This is a genomic window from Pseudomonas sp. ICMP 10191 (assembly GCF_001467335.1).
Classification (GTDB): Bacteria; Pseudomonadota; Gammaproteobacteria; order Pseudomonadales; family Pseudomonadaceae; genus Aquipseudomonas; species Aquipseudomonas cerasi.
In genome coordinates, this window is record NZ_LKGW01000124.1 from 258,623 (window position 1) to 283,457 (window position 24,835).

Sequence of the window (24,835 nt, forward strand, 5' to 3'; positions counted from 1 at the left end):
CTTTCTGCTTGTTCTTCTTCAGGGCAACGGCGCGCACAGCACGACCGTTGTGGGCCTGACGGTGGAGGCTGCCTTGGGGCAGGAGCGACGACTATATCCTACCCGCCTGCGCAGTGTGCCAGCACTTGAGTGGCGGTATGGAAAAAATATTCCACTAAAAATAATTATAGAAAAAATATTGATTGATGTGTCTTGACGTTTTACGCTGCATTCACAAAGCAGCGTGTACACATGATGCAGGCGCTGCAGGCTGATAAAAATAACAGGAGCCACCATGGGCCAGACACGCTTTGCCACTGGGCGTCAGTTGGATCTGATTTGCCTCGGACGCCTGGGCGTCGACCTTTATGCGCAACAAGTGGGGGCGCGACTCGAAGACGTTTCCAGTTTCGCCAAGTACCTGGGCGGCTCGTCGGCCAATATCGCCTTCGGCACGGCCAGGCTCGGTCTCAGGTCGGCCATGCTCAGCAGGGTCGGCGACGACCACATGGGCCGTTTTCTGGTCGATTCCCTGGCCCGCGAAGGCTGTGATGTCAGCGCCATCAAGCGCGACCCCGAGCGTCTGACGGCGATGGTGCTGCTGGGGTTGAAGGATCGTGAAACCTTCCCCTTGGTGTTCTACCGTGAAAACTGCGCTGACATGGCCCTGCGCGCCGAGGACATCGACGAGCAGCAGATTGCCTCGAGCAAGGCGCTGCTGATCACCGGCACGCATTTCTCCACTGATCAGGTGTTCAGGGCCAGCAGTCAGGCGCTCGACTATGCCGAGAAGCACAACGTCAAGCGCGTGCTGGATATCGACTACCGCCCGGTGCTCTGGGGGCTGGCAGGCAAGGCCGATGGTGAGACCCGGTTCGTTGCCGATCAGAAGGTCAGCCAGCATGTGCAGCGCATCCTGCCGCGTTTCGACCTGATCGTCGGCACCGAAGAAGAATTCCAGATTGCCGGCGGTTCGACCGATTTGCTCGCGGCCCTGCGTAAGGTGCGTGAACTGACGGCCGCAACGCTGGTGGTCAAGCTCGGCCCGCAAGGCTGCACGGTGATTCACGGGGCCATTCCTGCGCGGCTGGAAGAGGGCGCCATCTACCCCGGCGTGCAGGTCGAAGTACTCAACGTGCTCGGTGCGGGCGACGCGTTCATGTCCGGTTTTCTCAGCGGCTGGCTCAAGGAAGCCAGTGACGAACGCTGCTGCCAGCTGGCCAATGCCTGTGGCGGGCTGGTGGTGTCGCGGCATGCCTGTGCGCCCGCGATGCCGACCCCGGCCGAACTCGATTACCTGTTCAACAGCCCTGAACCCATCACCCGTCCTGATCAGGATGTCGCCCTGCAACGGCTGCATCAGGTCAGCGTGCCGCGCAAGCAGTGGCGGCAGTTGTTCATCTTTGCCTTCGATCATCGCGGCCAGTTGGTCGAGCTGGCGCAACAGGCCGGGCGTGATCTGGGCAGCATCAGCCAGCTCAAGCAGCTGTTCGTGCAGGCGGTCGAGCGGGTCGAAGCCGACCTGCGCAAGCGCGGCATCGAAGCCGATGTCGGTCTGCTTGCCGACCAGCGCTTCGGTCAGGATTCACTCAACGCCGCAACCGGTCGCGGCTGGTGGGTGGCGCGTCCGGTGGAAGTACAGGGCTCAAGGCCGCTGGCCTTCGAGCACGGTCGCTCCATCGGCAGCAATTTGCTCGCCTGGCCGCAAGAGCAGATCATCAAGTGCCTGGTGCAATATCACCCCGATGACGAGCCGATGTTGCGTCTGGAGCAGGAAGCGCAGATCAAGGCGCTCTACGACGCTTCGAAAGTCAGCGGCCATGAGTTGCTGCTGGAAATCATTCCGCCCAAGGATCACCCGTCGCCTCACCCGGACGTGATGCTTCGCTCGCTGAAGCGCTTGTACAACCTGGGCATCTACCCGGCGTGGTGGAAGATCGAGGCGCAGAGTGCGCAGGTCTGGCAGCAACTGGACGAACTGATCCAGCAACGCGATCCGTATTGCCGCGGCGTGGTACTGCTCGGGCTCAATGCGCCTGTCGAAGAGCTCGCTGCCGGCTTTGCCGAAGCTTGCCACAGCCGCGTCTGCCAGGGCTTTGCTGTCGGCCGGACAATATTCCGTGAGCCAAGCCGGGCCTGGATGGCCGGAGAAATAGACGATGCGACGCTGATCAGTCGGGTGCAGAGCACCTTCAACTGGTTGATCGAGTCCTGGCGCGAAAGCCGCGCCTGATTCGTTCCGGATTTCGACGCCACGACAACGTCGCGATAACAACAAAAAAGGTGCAGCCATGCCCGTTTCGACTTCCACACCCAGAATCCGCATCGGCATCAATCCGATCTCCTGGAGCAACGATGATTTACCGGCCCTCGGCGGAGAAACCCCGCTGAGCACGGCGCTGAGCGAAGGCAAAGCCATTGGCTACGAGGGCTTCGAGCTCAACGGCAAGTTTCCGAAAGATGCCAAGGGCGTCGGCGATGTGTTGCGGCCCCATGGCCTGGCGCTGGTGTCCGGCTGGTATTCCAGCCGCCTGGCGCGGCGTTCGGTGGCCGAGGAAATCGAAGCCATCGCTGCGCATGTGCACCTGCTCGCCGAAAATGGCGCTTCGGTGCTGGTGTACGGCGAGGTGGCCGACTCGATTCAGGGGCAACGTATCCCGCTGGTCGAACGTCCACGTTTTCACACCGATGCCGCCTGGCATGAATACGCCGAAAAACTGACCGAGCTGGCACGTTTCACCCTGTCCCGAGGCGTGCGCCTGGCGTATCACCACCACATGGGCGCTTACGTCGAGTCGCCGCAGGATATCGACCGGCTGATGGCGCTGACCGGCGAGGAGGTCGGGCTGCTGTTCGATTCCGGGCATTGCTACATGGGCGGTGGCGAACCTCTTCAAGTGTTGAGCAAGCACATCCAGCGTATTTGCCATGTGCATTTCAAGGACGTGCGCAAGCCGGTGGTGCAACTGGCACGCAACAACCTGTGGAGCTTTCCGGACTGCATCATCAACGGCACTTTCACGGTGCCGGGGGACGGCGATATTGACTTCTCGGCGCTGCTCAAGGTCTTGCGGCAGGCCGGTTACAACGGCTGGCTGGTGGTCGAGGCCGAACAGGACCCCGCCGTAGCGCCCAGCTATGTGTACGCCAAAAAGGGCTATGACACGTTGCGCCAACTGCTGGCCGATGCACGATAAGGAGGACTGCAACATGAATCTGCTGACCAAAAGCAAATCCACTGGCCGCGACGTCGTAGCGCTGGCCCCCGGTTCGCTGGAATACGTGAACTTCGCCGCCTACCGCCTGGAGTCCGGAGAAAGCCTGCCGCTGAGCGCAGGAGAAAACGAGCTGTGCGTGGTCCTGCTGACCGGGCACGCCAGCGTCAGTGGCGAAGCGCCGGGGCAGCGCGCTTTCAGCTGGGAAAACATCGGCGACCGGCAATCGGTGTTCGAAGAAAAATCACCGTTCGCGGTCTACCTGCCGCCGCATAGCCAGGCGCAGTTTGTCGCACGCGGCGCGGTGCAGCTTGCCGTATGCACGGCGCCGGGCGATGCCGGCAAACATTTTCCGGCACGCTTGATCATGCCGGGCAGCATGAAGCGCAGCGTACGCGGCAAGGGCGCCAATACCCGTTATGTGTGCGACATATTGCCGGACAGCGAAGCGGCGCATTCGCTGCTGGTGGTCGAGGTGCGTACACCTTCCGGGCATTCCTCCAGTTACCCGCCGCACAAGCACGACCGGGACAACCTGCCGCACGAGAGCTTTCTCGAAGAAACCTATTACCACCAGGTCAACCCGCCGCAGGGCTTCGTTTTTCAGCGGGTTTATACCGACGACCGCAGCATCGATCAGGCCATGGCCGTGGAAAACAATGACCTGGTGACCGTGCCCAAGGGCTACCACCCGGTCTCCGTCCCCTACGGCTACGAATCCTGGTACCTGAACGTAATGGCCGGCCCGACGCGCGCCTGGCAGTTCCACAACGATCCGCAGCACAGCTGGCTGCTGGATCTCTGATTTCCCATTTTTGTTCTGGAGGCATGAGATGAACGAGTCACCGGTGATCGGCCACTACATCAACGGACACCTGAACAATGGCGAGGGTGAGCGTTACAGCGATGTCTTCAACCCGGCAATCGGCACGGTCCAGGCGCGTGTTGCGCTGGCCAGCGTGAAGACTGTGGATGAAGCGGTTGCGGCGGCCAAGGCGGCGTTTCCGGCCTGGGCCGAGCAGTCCTCGCTGCGCCGGGCGCGGGTGATGTTCAAGTTCAAGGAACTGCTGGACCAGCACCATGACGAATTGGCGCAGATCATTTGCCGCGAGCACGGCAAAGTGTTGTCCGACGCGCGCGGAGAGGTGGTGCGCGGTATCGAGATCGTCGAATTTGCCTGCGGTGCCCCCAGTCTTCTGAAGAGCGATTTCAGCGACAACATCGGCGGTGGTATCGATAACTGGAACCTGCGTCAGCCACTGGGCGTCTGCGCCGGGGTTACGCCGTTCAACTTTCCGGTCATGGTGCCCTTGTGGATGATTCCCATGGCGCTGGTGACCGGTAACTGCTTCATCCTCAAACCTTCCGAGCGCGATCCATCGGCCAGCCTGCTGATGGCGCGCCTGCTCAAGGAAGCCGGTCTGCCCGATGGCGTCTTCAATGTGGTGCAGGGTGACAAGGTGGCGGTCGATGCGTTGCTGCAACACCCTGACATCGAGGCCATTTCCTTCGTCGGCTCGACCCCGATCGCCGAGTACATCCATCAGCAAGGCACTGCCCATGGCAAGCGCGTGCAAGCACTGGGCGGGGCCAAGAACCATATGATCGTGATGCCCGATGCTGATCTGGATCAGGCCGCCGACGCCCTGATCGGGGCGGCTTATGGCTCGGCCGGAGAGCGCTGCATGGCGATCTCGATTGCCGTGGTGGTCGGCGATGTCGGCCAGCGCCTCATCGACAAGCTGCTGCCGCGCATCGACCAGCTCAAGGTCGGCAACGGCATGCAGGCCGATTCGGACATGGGGCCGCTGGTCACCGCTGTGCACAAGGCCAAGGTCGAGGGCTTCATCGATCAGGGCGTCAAAGAAGGCGCGAAGCTGATCGTCGATGGCCGCAACTTCAAGGTGCCGGGTGCCGAGCAGGGCTTTTTCGTCGGCGCTACGCTGTTCGATCACGTCACGCCGCAGATGCAGATCTACAAGGAAGAAATCTTCGGCCCGGTGCTGGGTATCGTGCACGTCGCGGATTTCGCCAGTGCCGTGGCGCTGATCAACGCTCACGAGTTCGGCAATGGCGTGTCGTGCTTCACCAGCGATGGCGGCGTGGCGCGCGCATTCGCTCGCAGCATCAAGGTCGGCATGGTCGGCATCAACGTGCCGATCCCGGTGCCCATGGCCTGGCATTCGTTTGGTGGCTGGAAGCGGTCGCTGTTTGGCGATCACCACGCCTACGGCGAAGAAGGCCTGCGTTTTTACAGCCGCTACAAAAGCGTCATGCAACGCTGGCCGGACAGCATCGCCAAAGGCCCCGAGTTCAGTATGCCGACTGCCAAATAATTCGCGGCAACGCATCGCAACACTTTCCACCTCAAACAACAATAAGGTGTGAGCATGAGTACAACCCGACTGACCATGGCCCAGGCCCTGGTGAAGTTTCTCGATAACCAGTACGTCGAAGTCGACGGCGTGCAAAGCAAATTCGTCGCGGGTGTCTTCACCATTTTCGGGCATGGCAACGTATTGGGGCTCGGTCAGGCGCTGGAGCAGGACAGCGGCGACCTGGTGGTCCATCAGGGCCGTAACGAGCAGGGCATGTGCCACGCCGCCATCGGATTTGCCAAGCAGCACCTGCGGCGCAAGATCTACGCGTGCAGCTCTTCGGTCGGGCCAGGCGCGGCGAACATGGTCACTGCTGCGGCAACGGCTTCGGCCAACCGCATCCCGCTGCTGCTGTTGCCGGGTGATGTCTACGCCAGCCGCCAGCCCGATCCGGTGCTGCAGCAGATCGAGCAGTTTCACGACCTGAGCATCAGCACCAACGATGCGTTCAAGGCGGTGAGCAAATACTGGGATCGCATCAACCGTCCCGAGCAGTTGATGAGCGCTGCGCTCAATGCCATGCGCGTATTGACCGATCCGGCCGATACGGGCGCAGTCACGCTGGCGCTGCCTCAGGATGTGCAGGCCGAGGCCTACGATTATCCGGACAGTTTCCTGCAAAAACGTGTGCACCGTATCGATCGTCGCCCACCGAGCCAGGCCATGCTCGATGATGCGTTGCACCTGCTGGCACGCAAGCGCAAGCCGTTGCTGATCTGCGGCGGCGGGGTGCGTTACTCCGGCGCGGCGGATGCCTTGCAAACCTTTGCCGAGCGCTTCGATATCCCGTTCGCCGAAACCCAGGCCGGCAAGAGTGCCCTCGTTTCGGCACACCCGTTGAACATGGGCGGCATCGGCGAAACCGGTACGCTGGCGGCCAATCGGCTGGCAAAAGAGGCGGACCTGATTATTGGTGTCGGTACCCGCTATAGCGACTTCACCACTGCGTCGAAATGGCTGTTCCAGAACCCGGATGTGCAGTTTCTCAACCTCAATGTCGGTGCTTTCGATGTGCAGAAGCTGGACGGCGTGCAGTTGCTAGCCGATGCACAGGTGGCTTTGCAGGCGCTGACCGAAAGCCTTCAAGCCAGCGGCTATCGTGCGGCCTGGGGCGATGCGCCAAAGACCGCGCGTGCCGAGCTGGAGGCCGAGGTGGATCGCCTGTACGCGGTCGAGTACCAGAGCGAGGATTTTGTCCCGGAAATCAACGATCATCTGGACCCGGCCGTGTTGCGCGAATTCATCGAGCTGACCGGCTCGTGCCTGACCCAGAGCGGCGTGCTGGGCATCCTCAATCAGAACGTGCCTGACGACGCGGTGATCGTCGCGGCGGCAGGCAGCCTGCCGGGTGACCTGCAGCGCGCCTGGCGCAGCACCGGGGTCGACACCTATCACGTCGAATACGGCTATTCCTGCATGGGCTATGAGGTTAACGCCGCACTGGGCGTGAAACTCGCAGCGCCGCACCGCGAAGTCTTTGCACTGGTCGGCGATGGCTCTTACATGATGCTCCATTCGGAGCTGGCGACCTCTATCCAGGAGCGGCGCAAGATCAACGTGGTGTTGCTCGACAACATGACCTTCGGCTGCATCAACAACCTGCAAATGGGCAACGGCATGAACAGCTTCGGTACCGAGTTCCGTTTCCGTAACCCGCAAACCGGCAAGCTGGATGGCGACTTTGTGCCGGTGGATTTCGCCATGAGCGCTGCCGCGTACGGCTGCAAGACCTACAAGGTCAGCACCGCCGAACAGCTGCGCGATGCACTGGCCGATGCGCAACAGCAGACAGTCTCGACCCTGATCGACATCAAGGTCCTGCCCAAGACCATGATCCACAACTACCTGTCCTGGTGGCGTGTCGGGGTTGCCGAAGTGTCGACCACCGGCACCACAGCGCAGGTGTACGAAAAACTCAGTCGCGAGCTGGCCAAGGCGCGTCAGTACTGATCGTTTTCTCGTTCGGACTCCATGACTCCCTTCCCGGGAATACCTAATAAAAAAAGGAACATGAACATGGCATTGAAACTCGGCGTGATCGGCACAGGCGCAATCGGTCAGGATCATATCCGGCGTTGCAGCAAGACGCTGGTCGGCAGTCAGGTGGTGGCCGTCACCGACATCAATCTCGAGCAGGCAGCGAAGGTCGTGCGCGAGCTGGACATCGGTGCCGAAGTGTATGCCGACGGGCACGCACTGATCGCCGCGGCGGACGTCGAGGCGGTTCTGGTCTGCTCCTGGGGGCCCAGTCACGAAGAGTTCGTGCTGGCTGCCATCGCTGCGGGCAAACCGGTGTTCTGCGAAAAGCCGCTGGCAGTCACTGCCGAGGGCTGCCGGCACATTGTCGAAGCCGAGATCGCCAGTGGCAGGCGTCTGGTGCAGGTGGGGTTCATGCGCCCTTATGATCAGGGCTATCGCGCCCTTAAATCGGTGATCGACAGCGGCCGGATAGGTGAGCCGCTGATGCTGCATTGTGCGCACCGCAACCCGCGTGTGGGCGAGAACTACAAGACCGACATGGCTATCACCGACACGCTGATTCACGAACTCAATGTACTGCGCTGGCTGCTCAACGATGACTACGTGTCGGTGCAGGTAGTCTTCCCGCGCAAGACCAGCAAGGCTCTGGCACACATGAAAGACCCGCAGATCGTGATGTTGGAAACGGCACGCGGTACACGCATCGACGTTGAGGTCTTCGTCAACTGTCAGTACGGTTACGACATCCAGTGCGAAGTGGTGGGCGAGAGCGGCATCGCCAGGTTGCCCGAGCCGTCACAGGTACAACTGCGCAGTGAAGCCAAGCTGTCGAACGAAATCCTTATGGACTGGAAGGACCGCTTCATCGCTGCCTATGACGTTGAACTGCAGAATTTCATCGACGGGGTGAAGGCGGGGACGATCTTCGGGCCTTCCGCCTGGGATGGTTATGCAGCCGCCGTGGCCGCCGATGCCTGTATTCTGGCGCAGAACAGCGGGGCGATCGTCCCTGTCACACTGGAAATGCGTCCGGCTTTCTACGGCTGACGCCCGACACATACAGGAGACATGCATGCGAGCAGGATTGGTAGGCTACGGAAAGGGAGGGCGTTACTTTCATGCGACGCTGATTTCAAGTTTGCCGGGTGCCACGTTTGTGGGCGTCGTCACACGCTCCGAAGAGCGCAAGCAGGAAGTGGCCAAAGACCTCCCCGGCGTGGCGACCTTCGATACGCTGGCCGATCTGGTCGCTGCCGGGGTTGATGTGGTGGTGATTTCCACACCGCTGGCCTCGCGACGAGCGTTGATCCTCGAAGCGATAGAGCTGGGTGTCGGGGTCGTCAGCGACAAACCCTTCGCCAGTGATGCAGCCCAGGCGCGCGAGCTGGTGGACGCGGCCGAGCGTCGTGGCGTGCTGCTCAGCGTTTATCAGAACCGCCGCTGGGATTCGGACTTCCTCACTGTGCGCAAGTTGCTCGACAGCGAGGCACTGGGCGCGGTCAGCCGGTTCGAGTCCAGCATCGAGCGTTATTCGCCACGGTCTGTCGGCAAGGCCAGCGGCGGTGGCGTGCTGCGTGACCTGGGCAGTCATCTGGTGGATCAGGCGCTGGTGCTGTTCGGCCCGGTCGAACGGGTGTATGCGGAACTGCAATTCGCTGCGCCGCACGACGAACTGGATCACACGTTCTTCGTTTCCCTGCGCCATGCCGGCGGCGTGACCTCGCACCTGTCCGGCAGCTGCCTGCAAAACACTGCCAAGCCGCGTTTCAGGGTCAGTGGAGCGAAGGGTTGTTACAGCGTCGACGGGCTGGATGGTCAGGAAGAGGCCGCCTTTGCCGGGCTTACGCCAAGGTCCGAGGGCGAGCGCTGGGGTGTCGAGGAGCATCGGCGCTGGGGCTGGTTCGAGCAGGGCGAGCATCGCGAGCGTGTGCCGTCGGAGCGTGGTTGCTGGCTGGAGTTCTACCGCCAGTTGCAAAGCGCGGTTGACGAGCAGGGCAGTAATCCGGTCAATCCGCATGATGCGATAGCCTCGGCGCAAATCATGGATGCCGCGCGCCTGAGTGCCAGAGAAGGGCGCGTTGTGGTGCTGTAGCCATTGCGCGCTGCAGCGCATCCAGCGGCCCATTATCGAAGAGAGCCTGACGCTTGCCATGCGTCGGGCTTTGTTGTCTCTGTAACCGAATAAAATGAAATGGAATAAAATTCTAAAATCAGTTGAATTGGAAAATATTTTCCAATAGAGTCGTTTTCAGGTTGCCGACTATCGAATCCCTCGCGTTTTGAAGGTTTTTCAAAGCACGAGAAGCAAGCCCGACAAAAACAAAACAAAAGATAGGTACTGTCGATGAAAACCCCTACCTCTGGCGTCACCGCCAAGCGTTCTGCCACCTCGTCATTCTGGATCCGGACCCTGGAGCGATTTCTCACCGTCGTCGCCCTGAGCCTGTGCGTGCGCCACAAGGATGCGCAACTGTTCTGCATTCCCGGTGCCACCGGGATCCGCCTGTCACGCTGATTCGCGGCATCCGAACAACAACAATAATTTGGAGACAGATCCTCATGAAGACCAAGATTGCTTTGACCTCATTGGCGATGGCGCTGATGGTGGGCAGCGGTGCAGCTTTGGCCGATATCAAGATTGGTGTGGCCATGTCGCAGTTCGATGACACCTGGCTGACCTACCTGCGTGACGACATGAATGCCAAGGCCAAAGTCATGTCCACGACCGAGAAAGTGGACCTGCAGTTCGTCGATGCCCGCGCGGACGTCAACAAGCAGCTCGATCAGGTCAAGGACCTGATCAACAAGAAAGTCGACGCCCTGATCGTCAATCCGGTCGACACTGCCGCTACTGCGCGGATCACCAAGGAAGCGGTCGCCGCCGGTATCCCGCTGGTCTACGTCAACCGCCGCCCCGACGATCCGAAACTGCCTGCGGGCGTCGCCACAGTGACGTCGGATGACATGGAGGCCGGCCGACTTCAGGCGCAATACATCGCCGACAAAATGAAGGGCAAGGGCCGCGTCATGATTCTTCTGGGTGACCTGGCCAACAACTCCACGCAAAACCGCACCAAGGGCGTCAAAGAGGTGTTGGCCAAGTACCCGGACATCAAGATAGACCAGGAGCAGACCGGCACCTGGCTGCGCCAGAAGGGCATGGACCTGACCAACGACTGGCTTACCCAGGGCCGAAAATTCAACGCGGTGCTGGCCAACAACGATGAAATGGCCATTGGCGCGGCGATGGCGCTGAAGCAGGCAGGCGTGGATAAAGGCAGCGTTTTCGTTGCCGGTGTCGACGGTACACCGGACGGGCTCAACGCCGTGACCAAGGGCGATCTGGCCGTATCGGTCTATCAGGACGCGAAAGGACAGGCCGACGGGGCGATCGATGCTGCGGTGAAACTGGCCAGGAAGGAGAAGGTCGAGCCCCAGGCGATCATCATTCCTTATCGCCTGATCACCCCTGAAAACGTCGCCACCTTCAAATAACAACGATCGCCAGGCCTGGGAGGGCATGCCAATGCGCTCCCGCAGCCTGCCGCTTGAGGAGTTGTGATCATGTTCGGTTCTGCTACTGCCAATCCGCCCGCGCAACGCGATCTGCCGTCCGGCGACGGGGGCGGAGGGGCGCCTGATGCCCAGGCCCCGTATCTGCTGGAAATCAGCCATGTCAGCAAGGGCTTCCCCGGCGTCATTGCGCTCAATGATGTGCAATTGCGCGTTCGCCCTGGCAGCGTGCTGGCGCTGATGGGCGAGAACGGAGCCGGAAAATCGACCCTGATGAAAATCATTGCGGGCATCTATCAGCCGGACTCGGGCGAAATCCGCCTGCGTGGCAAGCCGGTCCGCTTCGATACGCCTCTGTCAGCGTTGCAGGCGGGTATCGCCATGATCCATCAGGAACTGAACCTGATGCCGTTCATGAGCATTGCCGAGAACATCTGGATCGGTCGCGAACAGCTCAACGGCCTGCACATGGTCGATCACCGCGAGATGCACCGCTGCACTGCCGAACTGCTGGAGCGTCTGCGCATCAAGCTCGATCCCGAGGAGCTGGTCGGCACGCTGAGCATTGCCGAGCGGCAGATGGTGGAGATCGCCAAGGCCGTGTCATACGACTCGGACGTGCTGATCATGGACGAACCGACCTCGGCGATCACCGAAACCGAAGTCGCTCACCTGTTCTCGATCATCAGCGACCTGCGTGCCCAGGGCAAAGGCATCATTTACATCACCCACAAGATGAACGAAGTCTTCGAAATCGCCGACGAAGTGGCGGTGTTCCGCGACGGCGCCTATATCGGCCTGCAGCGCGCCGAAAGCATGGACGGTGACAGCCTGATCACCATGATGGTGGGCCGTGAACTGACCCAGCTGTTCCCCGAGCGGGAAAAACCGGCAGGCGACGTACTGCTGTCCGTCAATCAACTGAGCCTGAACGGCATTTTCAAGGACGTGAGCTTCGACCTGCGTGCCGGGGAGGTGCTTGGCATTGCCGGTCTGATGGGGTCCGGGCGCACCAATGTCGCCGAGACCCTGTTCGGCATAACCCCCAGCGACAGCGGCGAGGTGCGCTTCGATGGCAAGACGGTGCACATCGGCGATCCGCATCAGGCGATTGAACTGGGTTTTGCGCTGCTCACGGAGGATCGCAAATTGACCGGCCTGTTTCCATGCCTGTCAGTGATGGAAAACATGGAGATGGCTGTGCTGGCCAACTATGCCGGTAACGGTTTCGTGCAACAGAAAGCCTTGCGCGCACTGTGCGAAGACATGTGCAAAAAGCTTCGGGTCAAGACGCCGTCGCTGGAGCAGTGCATCGACACATTATCCGGTGGTAACCAACAGAAGGCACTGCTCGCGCGCTGGCTGATGACCAACCCCAGGGTGCTGATTCTGGATGAACCCACACGCGGTATCGACGTGGGGGCCAAGGTGGAAATCTACCGCCTGATCTCCCTGCTGGCCAGTGAAGGCATGGCGGTCATCATGATTTCCTCGGAGCTGCCGGAAGTGCTTGGCATGAGTGACCGGGTCATGGTCATGCACGAAGGCGAAATGATGGGCATCCTCGATCGTGGCGAAGCGACCCAGGAAAAAGTCATGCATCTGGCCTCCGGCCACAAGGTTCATTGAGTTCGCACTACAGGGCTCGGTAGAAGAAGAACAAGAGGAAACGAACATGAGCGACGCGATTCTGCAAAATAAACCGGCCATGACGCCGACCCGAAGCAAACGGCGGCTGCCCACCGAACTGAGCATCTTTCTGGTGCTGATCGGCATCGGCCTGATCTTTGAACTGTTCGGCTGGATCGTCCGTGATCAGAGCTTCCTGCTCAATTCCCAGCGTCTGGTACTGATGATCCTGCAGGTGTCGATCATCGGCTTGCTGGCCATTGGCGTGACTCAGGTGATCATCACTACAGGCATCGATCTCTCGTCGGGCTCGGTACTTGCACTTTCAGCGATGATTGCCGCGAGCCTGGCACAAACCTCCGACTTCTCCCGGGCGGTGTTCCCGTCGCTGACCGACCTGCCGGTGTGGATTCCGGTCGTTGTCGGTCTCGGGGTCGGGCTGCTGGCGGGCGCCATCAATGGCAGCATCATTGCCATAACCGGCATTCCGCCGTTCATTGCCACGCTGGGCATGATGGTCTCTGCGCGCGGTCTGGCACGCTTCTATACCGAAGGTCAGCCGGTGAGCATGCTCTCCGACTCGTACACGGCCATCGGCCAGGGCGCGATGCCGGTGATCATCTTTCTGGTGGTGGCGGTCATCTTTCATATTGCCCTGCGTTACACCAAGTACGGCAAATACACCTACGCCATTGGCGGCAACATGCAGGCGGCACGTACTTCGGGCATCAACGTCAAGCGCCATCTGGTGATTGTCTACAGCATCGCCGGACTGCTGGCCGGGCTGGCGGGTGTGGTTGCCTCGGCGCGGGCGGCAACCGGGCAGGCCGGGATGGGCATGTCCTACGAGCTGGACGCGATTGCCGCTGCGGTCATCGGTGGCACCAGCCTTTCCGGAGGGGTCGGGCGGATCACCGGTACGGTGATCGGTGCGCTGATCCTCGGCGTGATGGCCAGCGGTTTCACCTTTGTCGGTGTGGACGCCTATGTTCAGGACATTATCAAAGGCTTGATCATTGTCGTGGCCGTGGTAATCGATCAATATCGCAACAAGCGCAAGACCAAGCGCTGATTCAATCACCTGCAGCAAAGGGCCTTTCAAGGCCCTTTTGTGCGTTGGAGTTTGCAGGAACCGATTCGCTGTCAGTGGGTCAGAGCCTCATCAAGCAACCTGCTGGTCAGGTCTTTCGCCCGCATTTCAAGGGTTTTACGGTATTCGCTGTACAAAAATCCTTCAATTGTGTTGCCGAGCCCGCTAGCCGGCCTTAGACTGCCGCCCCTCGTAAATTGAGTGCCAGGTGGCGCTTGGAGATTATTGGTTTGAACGGCAACGTCAGGCCGCTCCTCAATGCACGTTTTTTTATAGAGAAATAAATGACAAAGGAAAAGTTGCTGGCCATGCCGGCCGATGACTACATGAACGCCGAGCAGCACGCTTTCTTCGTCGAGCTGTTGCAGGGCATGAAGGTCGAGATCCATGAGCGTATCGAGCAGAGCCGCATTGCGATCGAGAGCCTGGACACGCCTGCCGACCCGGCTGACGCCGCTTCGGTCGAAGAAGAGCGTCACTGGCTGGTCAACGTGATCGATCGCGACCAGCGCATGCTGCCACAGTTGGAAATGGCCCTTTCGCGTATTGCCGACGACACCTTCGGCTGGTGCGACGACAGCGGCGAGCCAATCGGCCTCAAGCGCCTGCTGATCAGCCCGACCACCAAGTATTGCATCGAAGCGCAAGAGCGCCACGAGCAGATCGACAAGCACCAGCGCCAGGCCTGATACGCAGGCAACAGCGACTGAGTGACCAGACCGGGAGGCAAGCAATTGCCTCCCGGTTTTGTTGTGCCCGGGATTTGTTGAAAACGCGTTGATCGCCATCGCTCGGTCGCTACGACCAACAGCGCATGGCACAAGGCCGTTATCTGGCGTTTAATAGCGTCATAACGACAATGACAGACGGGGTGACGCAGCATGGCCGAGAACCTATCCATGGCCGCCGGATTACCGCTGGCCGATACGCCCGACGCTGCATCGAGGTGGTGGGTGCCGGCGGTGCAAAGCGTGGTCCTGTGCCTGCTGTTCGCCGCCATGAGCGTTGCAGGTCTGTCGCTGTATGTCGTCGTTCCCCTGGCGCTGCTGGTGGTTTGGTTGCCGCGCCTGGTGCGTAGCAGGCAAGTATTGCCAGGCAGCGCGGTGGGCGACAGCGATATCGCCTTGCTGACTCGCGACCTGTCGCGCACCACCAGTCATAACGCGCTGTCCGCGGCCCAAGTGGCCTTTTCCGTTGGTCGGCTGGCTGGCAAGGTGCAATCGCAACTGGGGGCTGCCGAACAGATCGTCAGCAGTGCCGAGCAGATGATCGCCACCGAGCAACAGACGGCCCAGTTGAGCCAGCAGGCATTGGTTGCTGCCAGCGAGGCGCGGCAGCGCAGCGAATCGGGTAGCAGCGTGCTGAATGAGTCCATCGAGCGCATGCACCACCTGAGCAAGCGTGCCGTCGGCAGCCGTGAGCTGATCGAGGCACTCAGCCAGCGCAGCGAAGAGATCCAGCGTGTGACGCTGGTCATTCAGTCGATTGCCAGCCAGACCAACCTGCTGGCGCTCAACGCCGCCATCGAAGCGGCGCGGGCTGGCGAGCACGGACGCGGTTTCGCGGTGGTTGCCGACGAAGTCCGTGGTCTGGCCGGCCGCACTGCCAGTGCCACGGGCGAGGTCGGGCAGATGGTGGCGGATATCCAGCAGCGCACCGCACAAGTCGTGGAGCAAATTCGCGAGCTGTCGGCCGATCTGGACGTGGGTGTCGAGCAGGTCGAGCTGACCGGCGAGCACCTGGGCAATATCGCCCGGCTTGCGGTCGAGCTGGAAAGCCAGGTCGGCGAAATCGCGCAGGGCGCGAGGAGCAATCAGGATCAATTGGCAAGCCTGTTCGACGCTGTCGAGCATATGCGCAGTGATCTTGCCGTCAGCGATGAGCAGACCCGGCAACTGGCCAAGGCCGCAGTGCAGATGGAGGGGCAGGCCGAGACCATCAGCCAGCGCCTGGCGCAGGTCGGTCTGGATGAATACCACCAGCGCATTTACGACCTGGCTCGTGAAGGCGCACGCATGATCAGCGAAAAGTTCGAGGCCGATATCGAACAGGGGCGGGTCAGCCTTGATGACCTGTTCGATCGCAATTACAAACCCGTTGCCAATACTTCGCCCACCCGCTTTACAACGCGTTTCGACCGTTACACCGATCAGGTATTGCCCGCACTGCAGGAACCGCTGCTGTCGCGCCATGAAGGTCTGGTATTTGCCATCGCCTGTACGCAACAGGGCTATGTGCCGACGCACAACAACGCCTTCAGCCAGCCTTTGACGGGTGATGCGACGGTGGATAACGCGCGTAATCGAAGCAAGCGCAAGTTCGATGACCGTACCGGCATTCGCTGTGGCAGCCACCAACAGCCGGTCCTGCTGCAAACCTACACGCGAGACACCGGCGAACTGATGCACGACCTGTCCGTGCCGATCATGGTCAACGGACGACACTGGGGTGGTCTGCGCCTGGGGTACAGGCCGCAAGGCCGTTGATACGCGTAACCGATCATTCGGGTTGGCAACGGGGCTGGCCTGTTAGTTGGTTTTCATTGAAAGAGTGCATCAGAAAGTTATCAGTGCGTGTGTGTAGGGTTTTATTTATAAGTAATAAAGTCATGACTATAGAAGTCGTAGGAAAGGTCTGAAAAGGCGCAACATGGCTTGACTGCTCACTGTCTTTAAGCAAGCTGTTTAAATCAACGTTATTTACGTTTTGATTTAAGTGCGGCCTTTTCCTGGCTTGCCTCTAGGGACGGAAAAGTTATGAGCGATAAATGGAGTTTCCAACAGTCAGCAGCCCTTTCAGATGTGGTGACACGCCGCGTCACGGCGCGGGTAGGCATTTTTTTCGATGGGACGGGAAATAACCGGGTCAACAGTCAGATCGGTGCCGACTGCCAGGCATTGATGGAGATCAATGCGGGGCAGCACATTAAAGCGTGTGCGGGTCGTCATGTTCAGCCTGGCAGTAGTTACAGTAATGATCCGAGCAATATAGCCAGACTGGTCGATATCTACCGCCTGCAACCTGTTGCCGAAAATGACGGTGAAGGCCTGAAGGTGTATTACCCGATCTATATAAGTGGCGCCGGCACTACTTCCGGTGGCCGTGATTCGGTATGGCCGGGGCAGAGTTTTGGCCGCGGGGCCACCGGCGTGATATCCAAGGTGGAAAACGCATTCAAAAAGCTGGAATCGGTATTGAAGGCGTTCCCCCGCGACAACCCCGATTGTGTGCTGGATGCGCTGGAACTGGACGTGTTCGGCTTCAGCCGAGGTGCAGCGTCGGCCAGGCATCTGGTCAATGAAATCCTCAAGCAGCGTTCGGGCATGCTCGAGCCGATACTCGAAAGCCGCAAGGTCAGGTTGAGCGACAGTTTCAGCTGGAGCAACGGCAGCGTACGGCTCAAGGTTATCGGTCTGTTCGACACCGTGGCGGCCATAGGCAGCTTCAAGGACATGGGCAATACCCGCGATGCGAGCAACAGGAGGGTCAATCTGTACCTGCCTCCGGGGTGTGCGCAGCAGGTGTTGCATCTGGTGGCTCGCGATGAGTCACGGCGCAACTTTGCGTTGAACAGCGTCCTGCCCGTGTGGCCCAGAGAAATCGTTCTGCCCGGTGCACATTCCGATATCGGTGGGGGTTATCCTCCACAGATGGAAGAAAGCGTACTGCTAACGCGCCCCCGTAGCAGCGTGGTCAGCCGTGACAGTTCCTGCGAGGCGGCACCGAGCTGGAAGGAGGCACAGGCTGAGTTAAACCGGATGAACCGCGATCACTGGATCGACCCGCTCGACAGCCAGGCCTGGCTGAGGGTCCAGGCATGCGAGAGCAAGTGCTATCCGTGCAGGAAAAGCTTGAATGGCATGAGTACGGTCGTTGCTGCGGTAGGCATGAGCCGCCAGGTGTTTGGCCACCTGTCGAGGGTATCGTTGCTGGTCATGCACACACTGGCGTGTGATGAGGGCGTGCCTTTCAATCCGGTGCCACTGACACCTGAATTCCAGCTGCCTCCCGAACTCGAGAACATCTCTACCCGGTTGATCGACTATGCGCGAGGCGGGCCTTACCTGCTGGACAGTCATGAAGAGGCATTACTGCGCTGGCGCTACATCCATCAGTCCGCGCACTGGAATGCAGTGGTCGGCAGAGTAGGTACGTTAGGCGACGCTGTTTTCGTCCACGCACCCCAGCCAGGCGGCCGGATATTGCATCCCAATATCGGCCAGCCCGGTTATCCGCAATAGGCCTCAACGCCCGAGTGGTTCACTCGGGCTTTTTGTGAAGACGCACGTTCAGCTCGTCGACCACCATCGCCCATTCGGCATCTTCGTGCAGCTGTTCCTTGAGAAAGTCAGACTGACGCGGCGTCCAGAATTCTGCGTCGATCAGTTTGACGTCGTCGGGCAGAGGATGGCTGGCGATAAACTTTTCGATGCTTTCATCATCGGAATCCAGCGCCAATTGGGCGAACAGGTCGTTGATGGTAGTTGTAGTCTGTTCCATGTCATCTCCTCGCCGGGGGATATCCCCGTATTCATCAGTTCTTATGGGAGTGGTGGGCACAGGCAAGAGTTCGATGCATTTGGCTGTGGAGAAAAGATGGCTTTTTCTGCGACGGCTATAAATGATATGTTTCTGCTATCGCAGGATGCACCCAACGCAGGCTGGAACCCGTCCAGCCTTTGCGCCGTGCCCGGGCTGACTGCAATTTTCAGGGCATCAGCGCTGCTGCGACACTGCTGTGTACAAAAGGTATATATCCCGTAGCTGCCATGAGCCGGTAGAATCCGCCACCCGCCTGCACAAGGTTTGCGGCGGCGCTGTCTGCGCTTCTGCGTGCAGCATGCCGGAAAATCTCCGGCCACATGAAGCGGTCTATGGACGAATCACTTTCTCGACTGCCCTGACATCAGGCAGCCTCATTTCATGTTTGAGGGTTTGTACTTTGGCTGTAAGTAATCTGGATACCCATGCCTTGTTCGTGCTCGGCGACCTCCGTGCACAGTTGGTCAAGCAGTTCCAATCCCGTTTTGTCTACATCACCGAACAATCAGCCGAAGGCATCTATATCGCTGAAATCGACACCGAAACCGCACTGGTAGTCGACGATAAACCTCGCCTTGAGCTCAAGGTGGGCGACCATTTCCGCGCTTCTGTTCTGCCCAGTCGCGAGGGCGGCAAGCTAGAATTGAAATTCCGTGAAATCAAGACCACCGTGTACGGGCTGGGCGAATATGCCTTCGTCGACGTCCCCGAAGGTCACGGTATCGTGTTCAAGGAAGGTCAGACCGTATTCATGGTCTTCGCTGCGCAAGAGCAACTGCAGATCGGCATGAGCAAGCTTCTCAAAGGCGCGGTCGGCAAGGCCGCCAAATGGCGCAAGGGCGAGCTGACCTTCAAGGCCAGCGAGTAACACTGGCCAGGCGTCGGTTCAGCCGCCTGTCGATTCTCCGTTGCCGGCACCGCTGCTGACTTCCGCGGGCACGTCGTCACCGGCCATGCGCTTGCGGAACAGCGCCGTGCGCGCCAGCAGCAGGGTGGTCACCGGTACCGTGATCGCCAGCAATACCGGGATCAGCCAGGCGTGGATCACCGGTTCCGACTTCAGCGCCGAGAAGTAGATGATCGACGCCAGCGCAACGCACCAGGCGCCCAGCGTCGATGCCAGGGCGGGCGGGTGCATGCGCTGGAAAAAGTCCTTGAGGCGCAGCAATCCCAGAGCACCGGTCAAGGCGAACAGGCTGCTGGCGATCAGCAGCCCGGCGGTCAGTATTTCCACCCAGAAGGGCACTGTATTCGGCAGTCCGGTCATTCGATCACTTCTCCGCGCAGCAGGAACTTGGCCAGAGCGAACGAGCCCACGAAGCCGAACAGGGCAATCAGCATGGCCGCTTCGAAATACGTGTCACTGGCGTAGCGAATGCCAAGCACCAGCATCATCAGCATGGCAATGATGTACAGATAATCCAGCGCCAGCACCCGGTCCTGCGCCGAAGGCCCCTTGAGCAGGCGCAGCAGGGTGATCACCATCGCCAGAGCGAAGATCAGCAGGCTGATCAGGATGGCGTTGTCGAGCAGTGCACTCATTGAAAGATCTCCATCAACGGTCGCTCATAGGTGGTTTTGAAGTGCTCGATGAATTGCGCTTCGTCCTCCAGATCGAAGACATGCATCAGCAGCACGCTGCGATCCAGTGCCAGCTCCGACCACACCGTTCCGGGTACTACCGTGGTGACCATCGCCAGCGCGGCCAGGCCGTGGGCGTCGTGCAGGTCCAGTGGAATGCGTACGAAGGCCGAGCGTGGCGGACGGCTTTCGAGCCGCCAGACGCTCAGGCCGACCTGCACATTGGAGATCACCACGTCTCGTCCCACCCGCCATAAGAACTTCAGGATCGTACCTGGTTTGCGAATACGTACCGGCAGCGGGCGCAGCGGGGCCATCAATACGGGGGCGAGAAACCCCAGCACCGCGCCCAGCAGCAAGTGACCGGGGCTGATCGACAGGTTCAATACCAGCCACAGCAGCCAGAGTGCCAACGAGAGGAGCGGGGCGGGAAACAGGCGCTTCATGGTTGCCCCTCCGGATCGACTTCCCGACTGGTGGGGCCGGGTATCGGGCGTGTGGCGAGCACTGACTGCACATACTGTTTGGGCTCATGCAGCGCTGCGGCGGTGTCCTGGGTATAGCGCAGCAAGGGCTCGGCCTTGAAGGTCAGCGCGATGCACAGACCCAGAAGGATGATGATCGGCAGGCATTCGTTGCGGCGCAGCATCGGCGAAGGGCGCTCGTGTGGCGTCCAGAAACGTTGCGTGCCGAGCCTCGAGAAAGCGATAAGCGACGCCAGCCCGGAAAAGATCAGCAGGCCGATCAGCATCCAGGCCTGGGTCGAAAGCGATTCGTCCTGCGCGACGTCCAGCCCTAGCGGGTTCATCAGGGCGCTGAGCAATGTCAGCTTGCCGATGAACCCGGAGAGCGGCGGCATGCCGATGATCAGCAAGGCGCAGACGATAAAACTCAGGCCCAGAAAGGCCATGGTCATGGGAATGACCTGACCGACCACGACCTTCTGTTCGTCGTCCAGGTTGGTGCCGGGCGGCGGATGCAGAGACTCCAGGGTACGAGGCAATTGATCCACATCGTATTCCAGAGGGATCTCGTTGGCCGAGCGGGAGCGTTCGATCAGCTCGCCCAGGAGAAACATGGCACTTAACGCCAGCGTCGAACTGACCATATAGAACAGCGCACCCGAGGTCAGGCTTGGCTGGGCGAAACCCACGGCAGACAGCAGAATGCCCGCTGACACCAGTATGCTCAGGCTGGCGAGGCGTTCCAGACGCTGGGCGGCGATGATGGCGATGGCTGCAGTGAAAATCGTCGCCATGCCGCCATAGATCAGCCAGTCGCCGCCGAAGAATGCCGATGCACCGGCCTGGCCGGAAAACAGCAGCGTCCACAGGCGCAGCAGGGTGTAGATCCCCACTTTGGTCATGATCGCAAACATCGCCGCCACCGGCGCGCTGGCTGCCGAGTAAGCAGGGACCAGCCAGAAGTTAAGCGGCCACATGCCGGCCTTGGCCAGGAACGCCGTGGCCAGAATCGCAGCACCCGCATGCAGCAGGCCCAGATCGGACTCCGCCACCTGCGGGATCTTGATGGCCAGATCGGCGAAGTTCAGCGTGCCGGTCACCCCGTAAATCAACGCAGCACCGATCAGAAACAGCGACGAAGCCAGCAGGTTGATCGAAATGTAATGCAGGCCCGTCGATACTCGTGCTCGGCCGGAGCCGTGCAGCATCAGGCCGTATGACGCTGCGAGCAGTACTTCGAAAAATACGAACAGGTTGAACAGATCAGCAGTCAGGAACGCACCGTACAGCCCCATGAGCTGGATCTGGAACAGCGCATGGAAACTGGCACCGGCCCTGTCCCAGCGAGCCAGCGCGAACAGCAGGGCGCAGACACCGACAATCCCGGTCAGCACCAGCATCATTGCTGACAGGTGGTCCACCACCAGTACGATGCCGAACGGCACGCCCCAGTTGCCCGGCAGATAGACACCGATCGAGCCGCTGCCGCCGCTGTGTTGTACCCAGAGGAACAGCACCACGGAAATACCCAGCCCGAAGATGCTGGAAAACAGATTGATACGGCCCTTGAGAGGCCGGTGCTTTTCGCCCAGCCAGAGCATCAGCCCGGCGGTCAGCAGCGGCAGCAGGATGGGCGCGATGATCAGTTGGTTCATCCCGCTCATGCCTTGGGCTCCCGGCCATCTACATGGTCGGTGCCGGTCAGGCCTCTGGAGGCGAGCAAGACCACCAGAAACAGCGCGGTCATGGCGAAGCTGATGACAATCGCGGTGAGCACCAGTGCCTGTGGCAACGGGTCGGTGTAATTGAGCAGGTCCTGAGGAATACCGTCCTTGATGATCGGCTCTCTGCCGATGAACAGGCTGCCCATACTGAAGATGAACAGGTTGACCCCGTACGACAGCAGGCACAGCCCCATGACCACCTGAAAGGTACGTGGCCTGAGGATCAGCCAGACGCCGGAGGCGGCCAGCACGCCGATGGCGATTGCAATGACTTCTTCCATCAGAGGATTCCTTGCGGGTTGGCGACAGGCTTGGGCAACTGCGTCGGCCGATGGCTACGCACCGACTGGTGCGCCAGTGCGGTGAGAATCAACAGCGTCGAGCCGACCACCACGGCGTACACGCCGACATCGAAGAACAGCGCGCTGGCAATGTGAATATCACCCAGGATCGGCAGATCGACATGGGCGGTGTGGGTGGTCATGAACGGGTAACCCAGCGCCATCGAGCCTGCGCCGGTCAGAACCGCGCACAGCAGGCCTGTGCCCATCCAGCGTAACGGTCGCAGGCTCATTTGCGCCTCGACCCACTGGGTGCCTGCCACCATGTATTGCAGGATGAACGCCACCGACATCACCAGCCCGGCAACAAACCCGCCGCCAGGCTGATTGTGACCGCGGACGAACAGGTACATCGAAATAATGAAGGCAATCGGCAGCAGCAATCGAACCAGTGCTGCCGGCACCATCATGAAACCGAGCGCGGTATCGCTGGCGCTGCGCGGGTTGACCAGATCCGTCACCACGTCACGGGCCAGCAGGCGCTGCTGGGCGGGCAGCAGAATGCTTTCCTTCGGTGGGCGGAAGCGTCGCAACAGGGCGAACACTGTCATGGCGACCGCCGCCAGCACGGTGATCTCGCCAAACGTATCGAAGCCGCGAAAATCCACCAGCATCACGTTGACCACATTGGTGCCGCCGCCCTGGGGCAACGCGCGACTCAGGTAGAAGGACGAGATGGCGTTGGGCGTCTGGCGGGTCAGCATGGCGTAGGAGAGTATCGCCATGCCCAACCCCACGAGCACCGCCAGGCCGAAGTCGCGTATGCGCCGGGTGCGGGCACGCAGGCGTGCGCTGAGCGGAGCGACATCTTCGTTGCGTCGCGGCAGCCAGCGCAGACCGAGCAGGATCAGCACCGTGGTCACCACCTCCACGACCAGTTGCGTCAGTGCCAGATCAGGCGCCGAGAACCAGACGAAGGTGATGCAGGTCATCAGACCGCACACGCTGACCATCACCAGTGCTGCCAGACGGTGATATTTACCCTGCCATGCCGCGCCTATGGCGCAGGCAATCGCGATGAGCCATAGCGTGACAAACACCCCGGAGCCCGGAATCTTCGGTCGGTCGCCCCAGGTCAGGCCGCTGAAATACATCGGAATGAAACCGCCCAGTACCGCCGCGAGCACCAGCAGAAACAGTTGTGGCTGCAGGCGGCGAGTGCTGACCTTGCGTTCGAAACGGCGCGCCCAGTGCATCATCACAACCTGACTGCGCTCGAAAAAGCGCTTGCCGTTGAGGCGTCCCACCAGTGGCGGGGCGGTGATGCGCTCGTGCTTGAGCGGCTTGCGCAGCAACAGATACAGAATGATACCGCCGGCCATCGCCACCAGGCTCATGACCATTGGCAGGTTCCAGCCGTGCCAGATCGCCAGGCTGTATTCGGGCAATGTTCCACCGACTACCGGACGCGCAGCGGCGGCGAGCAGGGGGGCGACCGATTGCGCCGGGAAAATCCCCACCACCAGACACGTCAGGACCAGCAGTTCGACCGGTGCACGCATCCAGCGCGGCGGTTCGTGCGGCATGTGCGGCAGATCCTTGGCCGCCGGACCGAAAAACACATCGACCGTGAAGCGCAGCGAATAGGCAACGCTGAAGATCCCGGCAATGGTCGCGATCACCGGCAAGGCGATCTCGACCCAGGCAGTGGCGGAAATGAACACGGTTTCGGCAAAGAACATTTCCTTGGACAGGAAGCCGTTGAGCAGCGGTACGCCGGCCATCGACGCGCTGGCGACCATCGCCAGTGTCGCGGTGTAGGGCAGCAGCCTTACCAGGCCGCTGAGACGCCGGATATCGCGGGTTCCGCTCTCGTGGTCGATGATACCGGCGGCCATGAACAGCGACGCCTTGAAGGTCGCGTGGTTGAGAATATGGAACACCGCAGCCACCGCAGCCAGCGGGCTGTTGAGGCCGAGCAGCAGGGTGATCAGGCCCAGATGGCTGATGGTCGAGTAGGCCAGCAGACCCTTGAGATCATTCTGGAAGATGGCGGCGTAGGCGCCGAGAATCAGTGTGCAGGCCCCCGCGCCACTGACGATCCAGAACCATTGCTCGGTGCCGGACAGCGCCGGCCACATACGCGCCAGGAGGAAGACCCCGGCCTTGACCATGGTCGCCGAGTGCAGATACGCCGACACCGGCGTGGGCGCGGCCATCGCGTGCGGCAGCCAGAAATGGAACGGGAACTGGGCGCTTTTGGTTAGCGCGCCGATCAGAATCAGGGTCAGTAACACCGGGTACAGGGCATGCGCACGAATCGCGTCGCCGGAGGCCAGGACACGGTCCAGGTCGTAACTGCCGGCCACATGGCCGAGGATCATCATGCCGGTGGCTGCCCGAAATATAGTTTGACACATTGCCCCCCTAGATCCGCGGGGTTCAGTATCATTGATGAC

General features: G+C 60.5%; 21 protein-coding genes and 1 pseudogene. 15 read left to right on the forward strand and 7 right to left on the reverse strand.

Translation table 11 applies throughout. From position 1 onward, the window contains the following. Positions 1 to 274 precede the first annotated feature (274 nt). The 14 genes from AO388_RS19580 (at position 275) to AO388_RS19640 (ending at position 18,025) form a co-directional block, all read left to right on the forward strand. Entirely contained in the window at positions 275 to 2,212 is a 1,938-nt protein-coding gene (locus tag AO388_RS19580; RefSeq protein ID WP_058416956.1) for a bifunctional 5-dehydro-2-deoxygluconokinase/5-dehydro-2-deoxyphosphogluconate aldolase, read from the forward strand. 58 nt (positions 2,213 to 2,270) lie between these two features. After that, entirely contained in the window at positions 2,271 to 3,176 is a 906-nt protein-coding gene (gene iolE / locus AO388_RS19585; RefSeq protein WP_003436374.1) for a myo-inosose-2 dehydratase, read from the forward strand. A gap of 13 nt (positions 3,177 to 3,189) precedes the next feature. Continuing rightward, positions 3,190 to 3,999 carry a 5-deoxy-glucuronate isomerase gene (iolB, locus tag AO388_RS19590; protein ID WP_058416957.1) on the forward strand — a complete coding sequence of 270 codons (810 nt, stop codon included), beginning with the start codon at positions 3,190 to 3,192 and terminating at the stop codon, positions 3,997 to 3,999. Positions 4,000 to 4,027: 28 nt separating this feature from the next. Further along, complete coding sequence (locus tag AO388_RS19595) at positions 4,028 to 5,530, forward strand: CoA-acylating methylmalonate-semialdehyde dehydrogenase (RefSeq protein ID WP_003436387.1); 1,503 nt, start codon at positions 4,028 to 4,030, stop codon at positions 5,528 to 5,530. Positions 5,531 to 5,584: 54 nt separating this feature from the next. Further along, positions 5,585 to 7,522 (forward strand): 3D-(3,5/4)-trihydroxycyclohexane-1,2-dione acylhydrolase (decyclizing), encoded by a 1,938-nt coding sequence (iolD, locus tag AO388_RS19600; RefSeq protein ID WP_058416958.1) that lies wholly within the window; start codon positions 5,585 to 5,587, stop codon positions 7,520 to 7,522. A gap of 66 nt (positions 7,523 to 7,588) precedes the next feature. Next, a complete protein-coding gene (locus AO388_RS19605) occupies positions 7,589 to 8,599 on the forward strand; it encodes a Gfo/Idh/MocA family protein (protein WP_058416959.1) in 1,011 nt (336 codons plus the stop codon). A 25-nt stretch (positions 8,600 to 8,624) separates the two neighbouring features. Next, positions 8,625 to 9,644, forward strand: coding sequence for a Gfo/Idh/MocA family protein (locus AO388_RS19610; RefSeq protein ID WP_003370532.1), 1,020 nt, complete (start codon positions 8,625 to 8,627; stop codon positions 9,642 to 9,644). A 252-nt stretch (positions 9,645 to 9,896) separates the two neighbouring features. Continuing rightward, positions 9,897 to 10,067 carry a hypothetical protein gene (locus tag AO388_RS29395; protein ID WP_003370533.1) on the forward strand — a complete coding sequence of 57 codons (171 nt, stop codon included), beginning with the start codon at positions 9,897 to 9,899 and terminating at the stop codon, positions 10,065 to 10,067. A gap of 44 nt (positions 10,068 to 10,111) precedes the next feature. Next, on the forward strand, positions 10,112 to 11,047 hold the full coding sequence (locus AO388_RS19615) for a sugar ABC transporter substrate-binding protein (RefSeq protein ID WP_058416960.1): 936 nt from the start codon (positions 10,112 to 10,114) through the stop codon (positions 11,045 to 11,047). 69 nt (positions 11,048 to 11,116) lie between these two features. Next, the gene (locus AO388_RS19620) at positions 11,117 to 12,694 is read left to right on the forward strand and encodes a sugar ABC transporter ATP-binding protein (RefSeq protein ID WP_003370535.1); all 1,578 of its coding nucleotides are present in this window, start codon (positions 11,117 to 11,119) and stop codon (positions 12,692 to 12,694) included. Positions 12,695 to 12,740: 46 nt separating this feature from the next. Next, entirely contained in the window at positions 12,741 to 13,766 is a 1,026-nt protein-coding gene (locus tag AO388_RS19625; protein WP_003370536.1) for an ABC transporter permease, read from the forward strand. 302 nt (positions 13,767 to 14,068) lie between these two features. Next, positions 14,069 to 14,473, forward strand: coding sequence for a TraR/DksA family transcriptional regulator (locus tag AO388_RS19630; protein ID WP_002554078.1), 405 nt, complete (start codon positions 14,069 to 14,071; stop codon positions 14,471 to 14,473). Between the two features lie 192 nt (positions 14,474 to 14,665). Then, on the forward strand, positions 14,666 to 16,270 hold the full coding sequence (locus tag AO388_RS19635; protein WP_032609937.1) for a methyl-accepting chemotaxis protein: 1,605 nt from the start codon (positions 14,666 to 14,668) through the stop codon (positions 16,268 to 16,270). A gap of 270 nt (positions 16,271 to 16,540) precedes the next feature. Further along, positions 16,541 to 18,025, forward strand: a complete 1,485-nt coding sequence (locus AO388_RS19640) for a phospholipase effector Tle1 domain-containing protein (protein WP_054081628.1) — start codon at positions 16,541 to 16,543, stop codon at positions 18,023 to 18,025. 19 nt (positions 18,026 to 18,044) lie between these two features. Here the strand turns inward: AO388_RS19640 and AO388_RS19645 are convergent, their stop codons facing one another. After that, positions 18,045 to 18,284 carry a DUF2789 domain-containing protein gene (locus AO388_RS19645; RefSeq protein ID WP_003315766.1) on the reverse strand — a complete coding sequence of 80 codons (240 nt, stop codon included), beginning with the start codon at positions 18,282 to 18,284 and terminating at the stop codon, positions 18,045 to 18,047. A 442-nt stretch (positions 18,285 to 18,726) separates the two neighbouring features. Between AO388_RS19645 and AO388_RS19650 the strand changes: the two genes are divergently transcribed. Beyond that, complete coding sequence (locus tag AO388_RS19650; RefSeq protein WP_003370542.1) at positions 18,727 to 19,194, forward strand: hypothetical protein; 468 nt, start codon at positions 18,727 to 18,729, stop codon at positions 19,192 to 19,194. 18 nt (positions 19,195 to 19,212) lie between these two features. On the opposite strand, the gene AO388_RS19655 is transcribed toward AO388_RS19650, so the two are convergent. The 6 genes and pseudogenes from AO388_RS19655 to AO388_RS19680 all read right to left on the reverse strand — a co-directional run. Next, positions 19,213 to 19,593, reverse strand: a complete 381-nt coding sequence (locus tag AO388_RS19655; RefSeq protein WP_003370543.1) for a Na+/H+ antiporter subunit G — start codon at positions 19,591 to 19,593, stop codon at positions 19,213 to 19,215. Then, positions 19,590 to 19,868, reverse strand: a complete 279-nt coding sequence (locus AO388_RS19660) for a K+/H+ antiporter subunit F (protein WP_002554071.1) — start codon at positions 19,866 to 19,868, stop codon at positions 19,590 to 19,592. Before AO388_RS19660 ends, AO388_RS19655 begins: the two co-directional genes overlap by 4 nt. After that, positions 19,865 to 20,353 (reverse strand): Na+/H+ antiporter subunit E, encoded by a 489-nt coding sequence (locus tag AO388_RS19665; protein ID WP_003370544.1) that lies wholly within the window; start codon positions 20,351 to 20,353, stop codon positions 19,865 to 19,867. Before AO388_RS19665 ends, AO388_RS19660 begins: the two co-directional genes overlap by 4 nt. Further along, positions 20,350 to 22,035 carry a monovalent cation/H+ antiporter subunit D gene (locus AO388_RS19670; protein WP_058416961.1) on the reverse strand — a complete coding sequence of 562 codons (1,686 nt, stop codon included), beginning with the start codon at positions 22,033 to 22,035 and terminating at the stop codon, positions 20,350 to 20,352. The genes AO388_RS19665 and AO388_RS19670 overlap by 4 nt, the downstream gene beginning before the upstream one ends. Further along, complete coding sequence (locus AO388_RS19675) at positions 22,032 to 22,376, reverse strand: Na+/H+ antiporter subunit C (RefSeq protein WP_002554068.1); 345 nt, start codon at positions 22,374 to 22,376, stop codon at positions 22,032 to 22,034. Before AO388_RS19675 ends, AO388_RS19670 begins: the two co-directional genes overlap by 4 nt. Beyond that, positions 22,376 to 24,766: pseudogene (locus tag AO388_RS19680) on the reverse strand (monovalent cation/H+ antiporter subunit A); the annotation flags it as partial. The gene AO388_RS19675 and the pseudogene AO388_RS19680, both read right to left, overlap by 1 nt. Positions 24,767 to 24,835: the final 69 nt, after the last annotated feature.

Excerpts from the sequence above, each read along its gene's own strand:
- AO388_RS19580 (WP_058416956.1), top strand. The coding sequence starts at position 275 with ATGGGCCAGACACGCTTTGCCACTGGGCGTCAGTTGGATCTGATTTGC.
- AO388_RS19640 (WP_054081628.1), top strand. The coding sequence starts at position 16,541 with ATGAGCGATAAATGGAGTTTCCAACAGTCAGCAGCCCTTTCAGATGTG.
- AO388_RS19615 (WP_058416960.1), top strand. The coding sequence starts at position 10,112 with ATGAAGACCAAGATTGCTTTGACCTCATTGGCGATGGCGCTGATGGTG.
- AO388_RS19660 (WP_002554071.1), bottom strand. The coding sequence starts at position 19,868 with ATGAGTGCACTGCTCGACAACGCCATCCTGATCAGCCTGCTGATCTTC.
- AO388_RS19675 (WP_002554068.1), bottom strand. The coding sequence starts at position 22,376 with ATGGAAGAAGTCATTGCAATCGCCATCGGCGTGCTGGCCGCCTCCGGC.
- AO388_RS19655 (WP_003370543.1), bottom strand. The coding sequence starts at position 19,593 with ATGACCGGACTGCCGAATACAGTGCCCTTCTGGGTGGAAATACTGACC.
- AO388_RS19625 (WP_003370536.1), top strand. The coding sequence starts at position 12,741 with ATGAGCGACGCGATTCTGCAAAATAAACCGGCCATGACGCCGACCCGA.
- iolD (WP_058416958.1), top strand. The coding sequence starts at position 5,585 with ATGAGTACAACCCGACTGACCATGGCCCAGGCCCTGGTGAAGTTTCTC.
- AO388_RS29395 (WP_003370533.1), top strand. The coding sequence starts at position 9,897 with ATGAAAACCCCTACCTCTGGCGTCACCGCCAAGCGTTCTGCCACCTCG.
- iolE (WP_003436374.1), top strand. The coding sequence starts at position 2,271 with ATGCCCGTTTCGACTTCCACACCCAGAATCCGCATCGGCATCAATCCG.
- AO388_RS19630 (WP_002554078.1), top strand. The coding sequence starts at position 14,069 with ATGACAAAGGAAAAGTTGCTGGCCATGCCGGCCGATGACTACATGAAC.
- AO388_RS19595 (WP_003436387.1), top strand. The coding sequence starts at position 4,028 with ATGAACGAGTCACCGGTGATCGGCCACTACATCAACGGACACCTGAAC.
- AO388_RS19665 (WP_003370544.1), bottom strand. The coding sequence starts at position 20,353 with ATGAAGCGCCTGTTTCCCGCCCCGCTCCTCTCGTTGGCACTCTGGCTG.
- AO388_RS19635 (WP_032609937.1), top strand. The coding sequence starts at position 14,666 with ATGGCCGAGAACCTATCCATGGCCGCCGGATTACCGCTGGCCGATACG.
- AO388_RS19645 (WP_003315766.1), bottom strand. The coding sequence starts at position 18,284 with ATGGAACAGACTACAACTACCATCAACGACCTGTTCGCCCAATTGGCG.
- iolB (WP_058416957.1), top strand. The coding sequence starts at position 3,190 with ATGAATCTGCTGACCAAAAGCAAATCCACTGGCCGCGACGTCGTAGCG.
- AO388_RS19605 (WP_058416959.1), top strand. The coding sequence starts at position 7,589 with ATGGCATTGAAACTCGGCGTGATCGGCACAGGCGCAATCGGTCAGGAT.
- AO388_RS19670 (WP_058416961.1), bottom strand. The coding sequence starts at position 22,035 with ATGAGCGGGATGAACCAACTGATCATCGCGCCCATCCTGCTGCCGCTG.
- AO388_RS19620 (WP_003370535.1), top strand. The coding sequence starts at position 11,117 with ATGTTCGGTTCTGCTACTGCCAATCCGCCCGCGCAACGCGATCTGCCG.
- AO388_RS19610 (WP_003370532.1), top strand. The coding sequence starts at position 8,625 with ATGCGAGCAGGATTGGTAGGCTACGGAAAGGGAGGGCGTTACTTTCAT.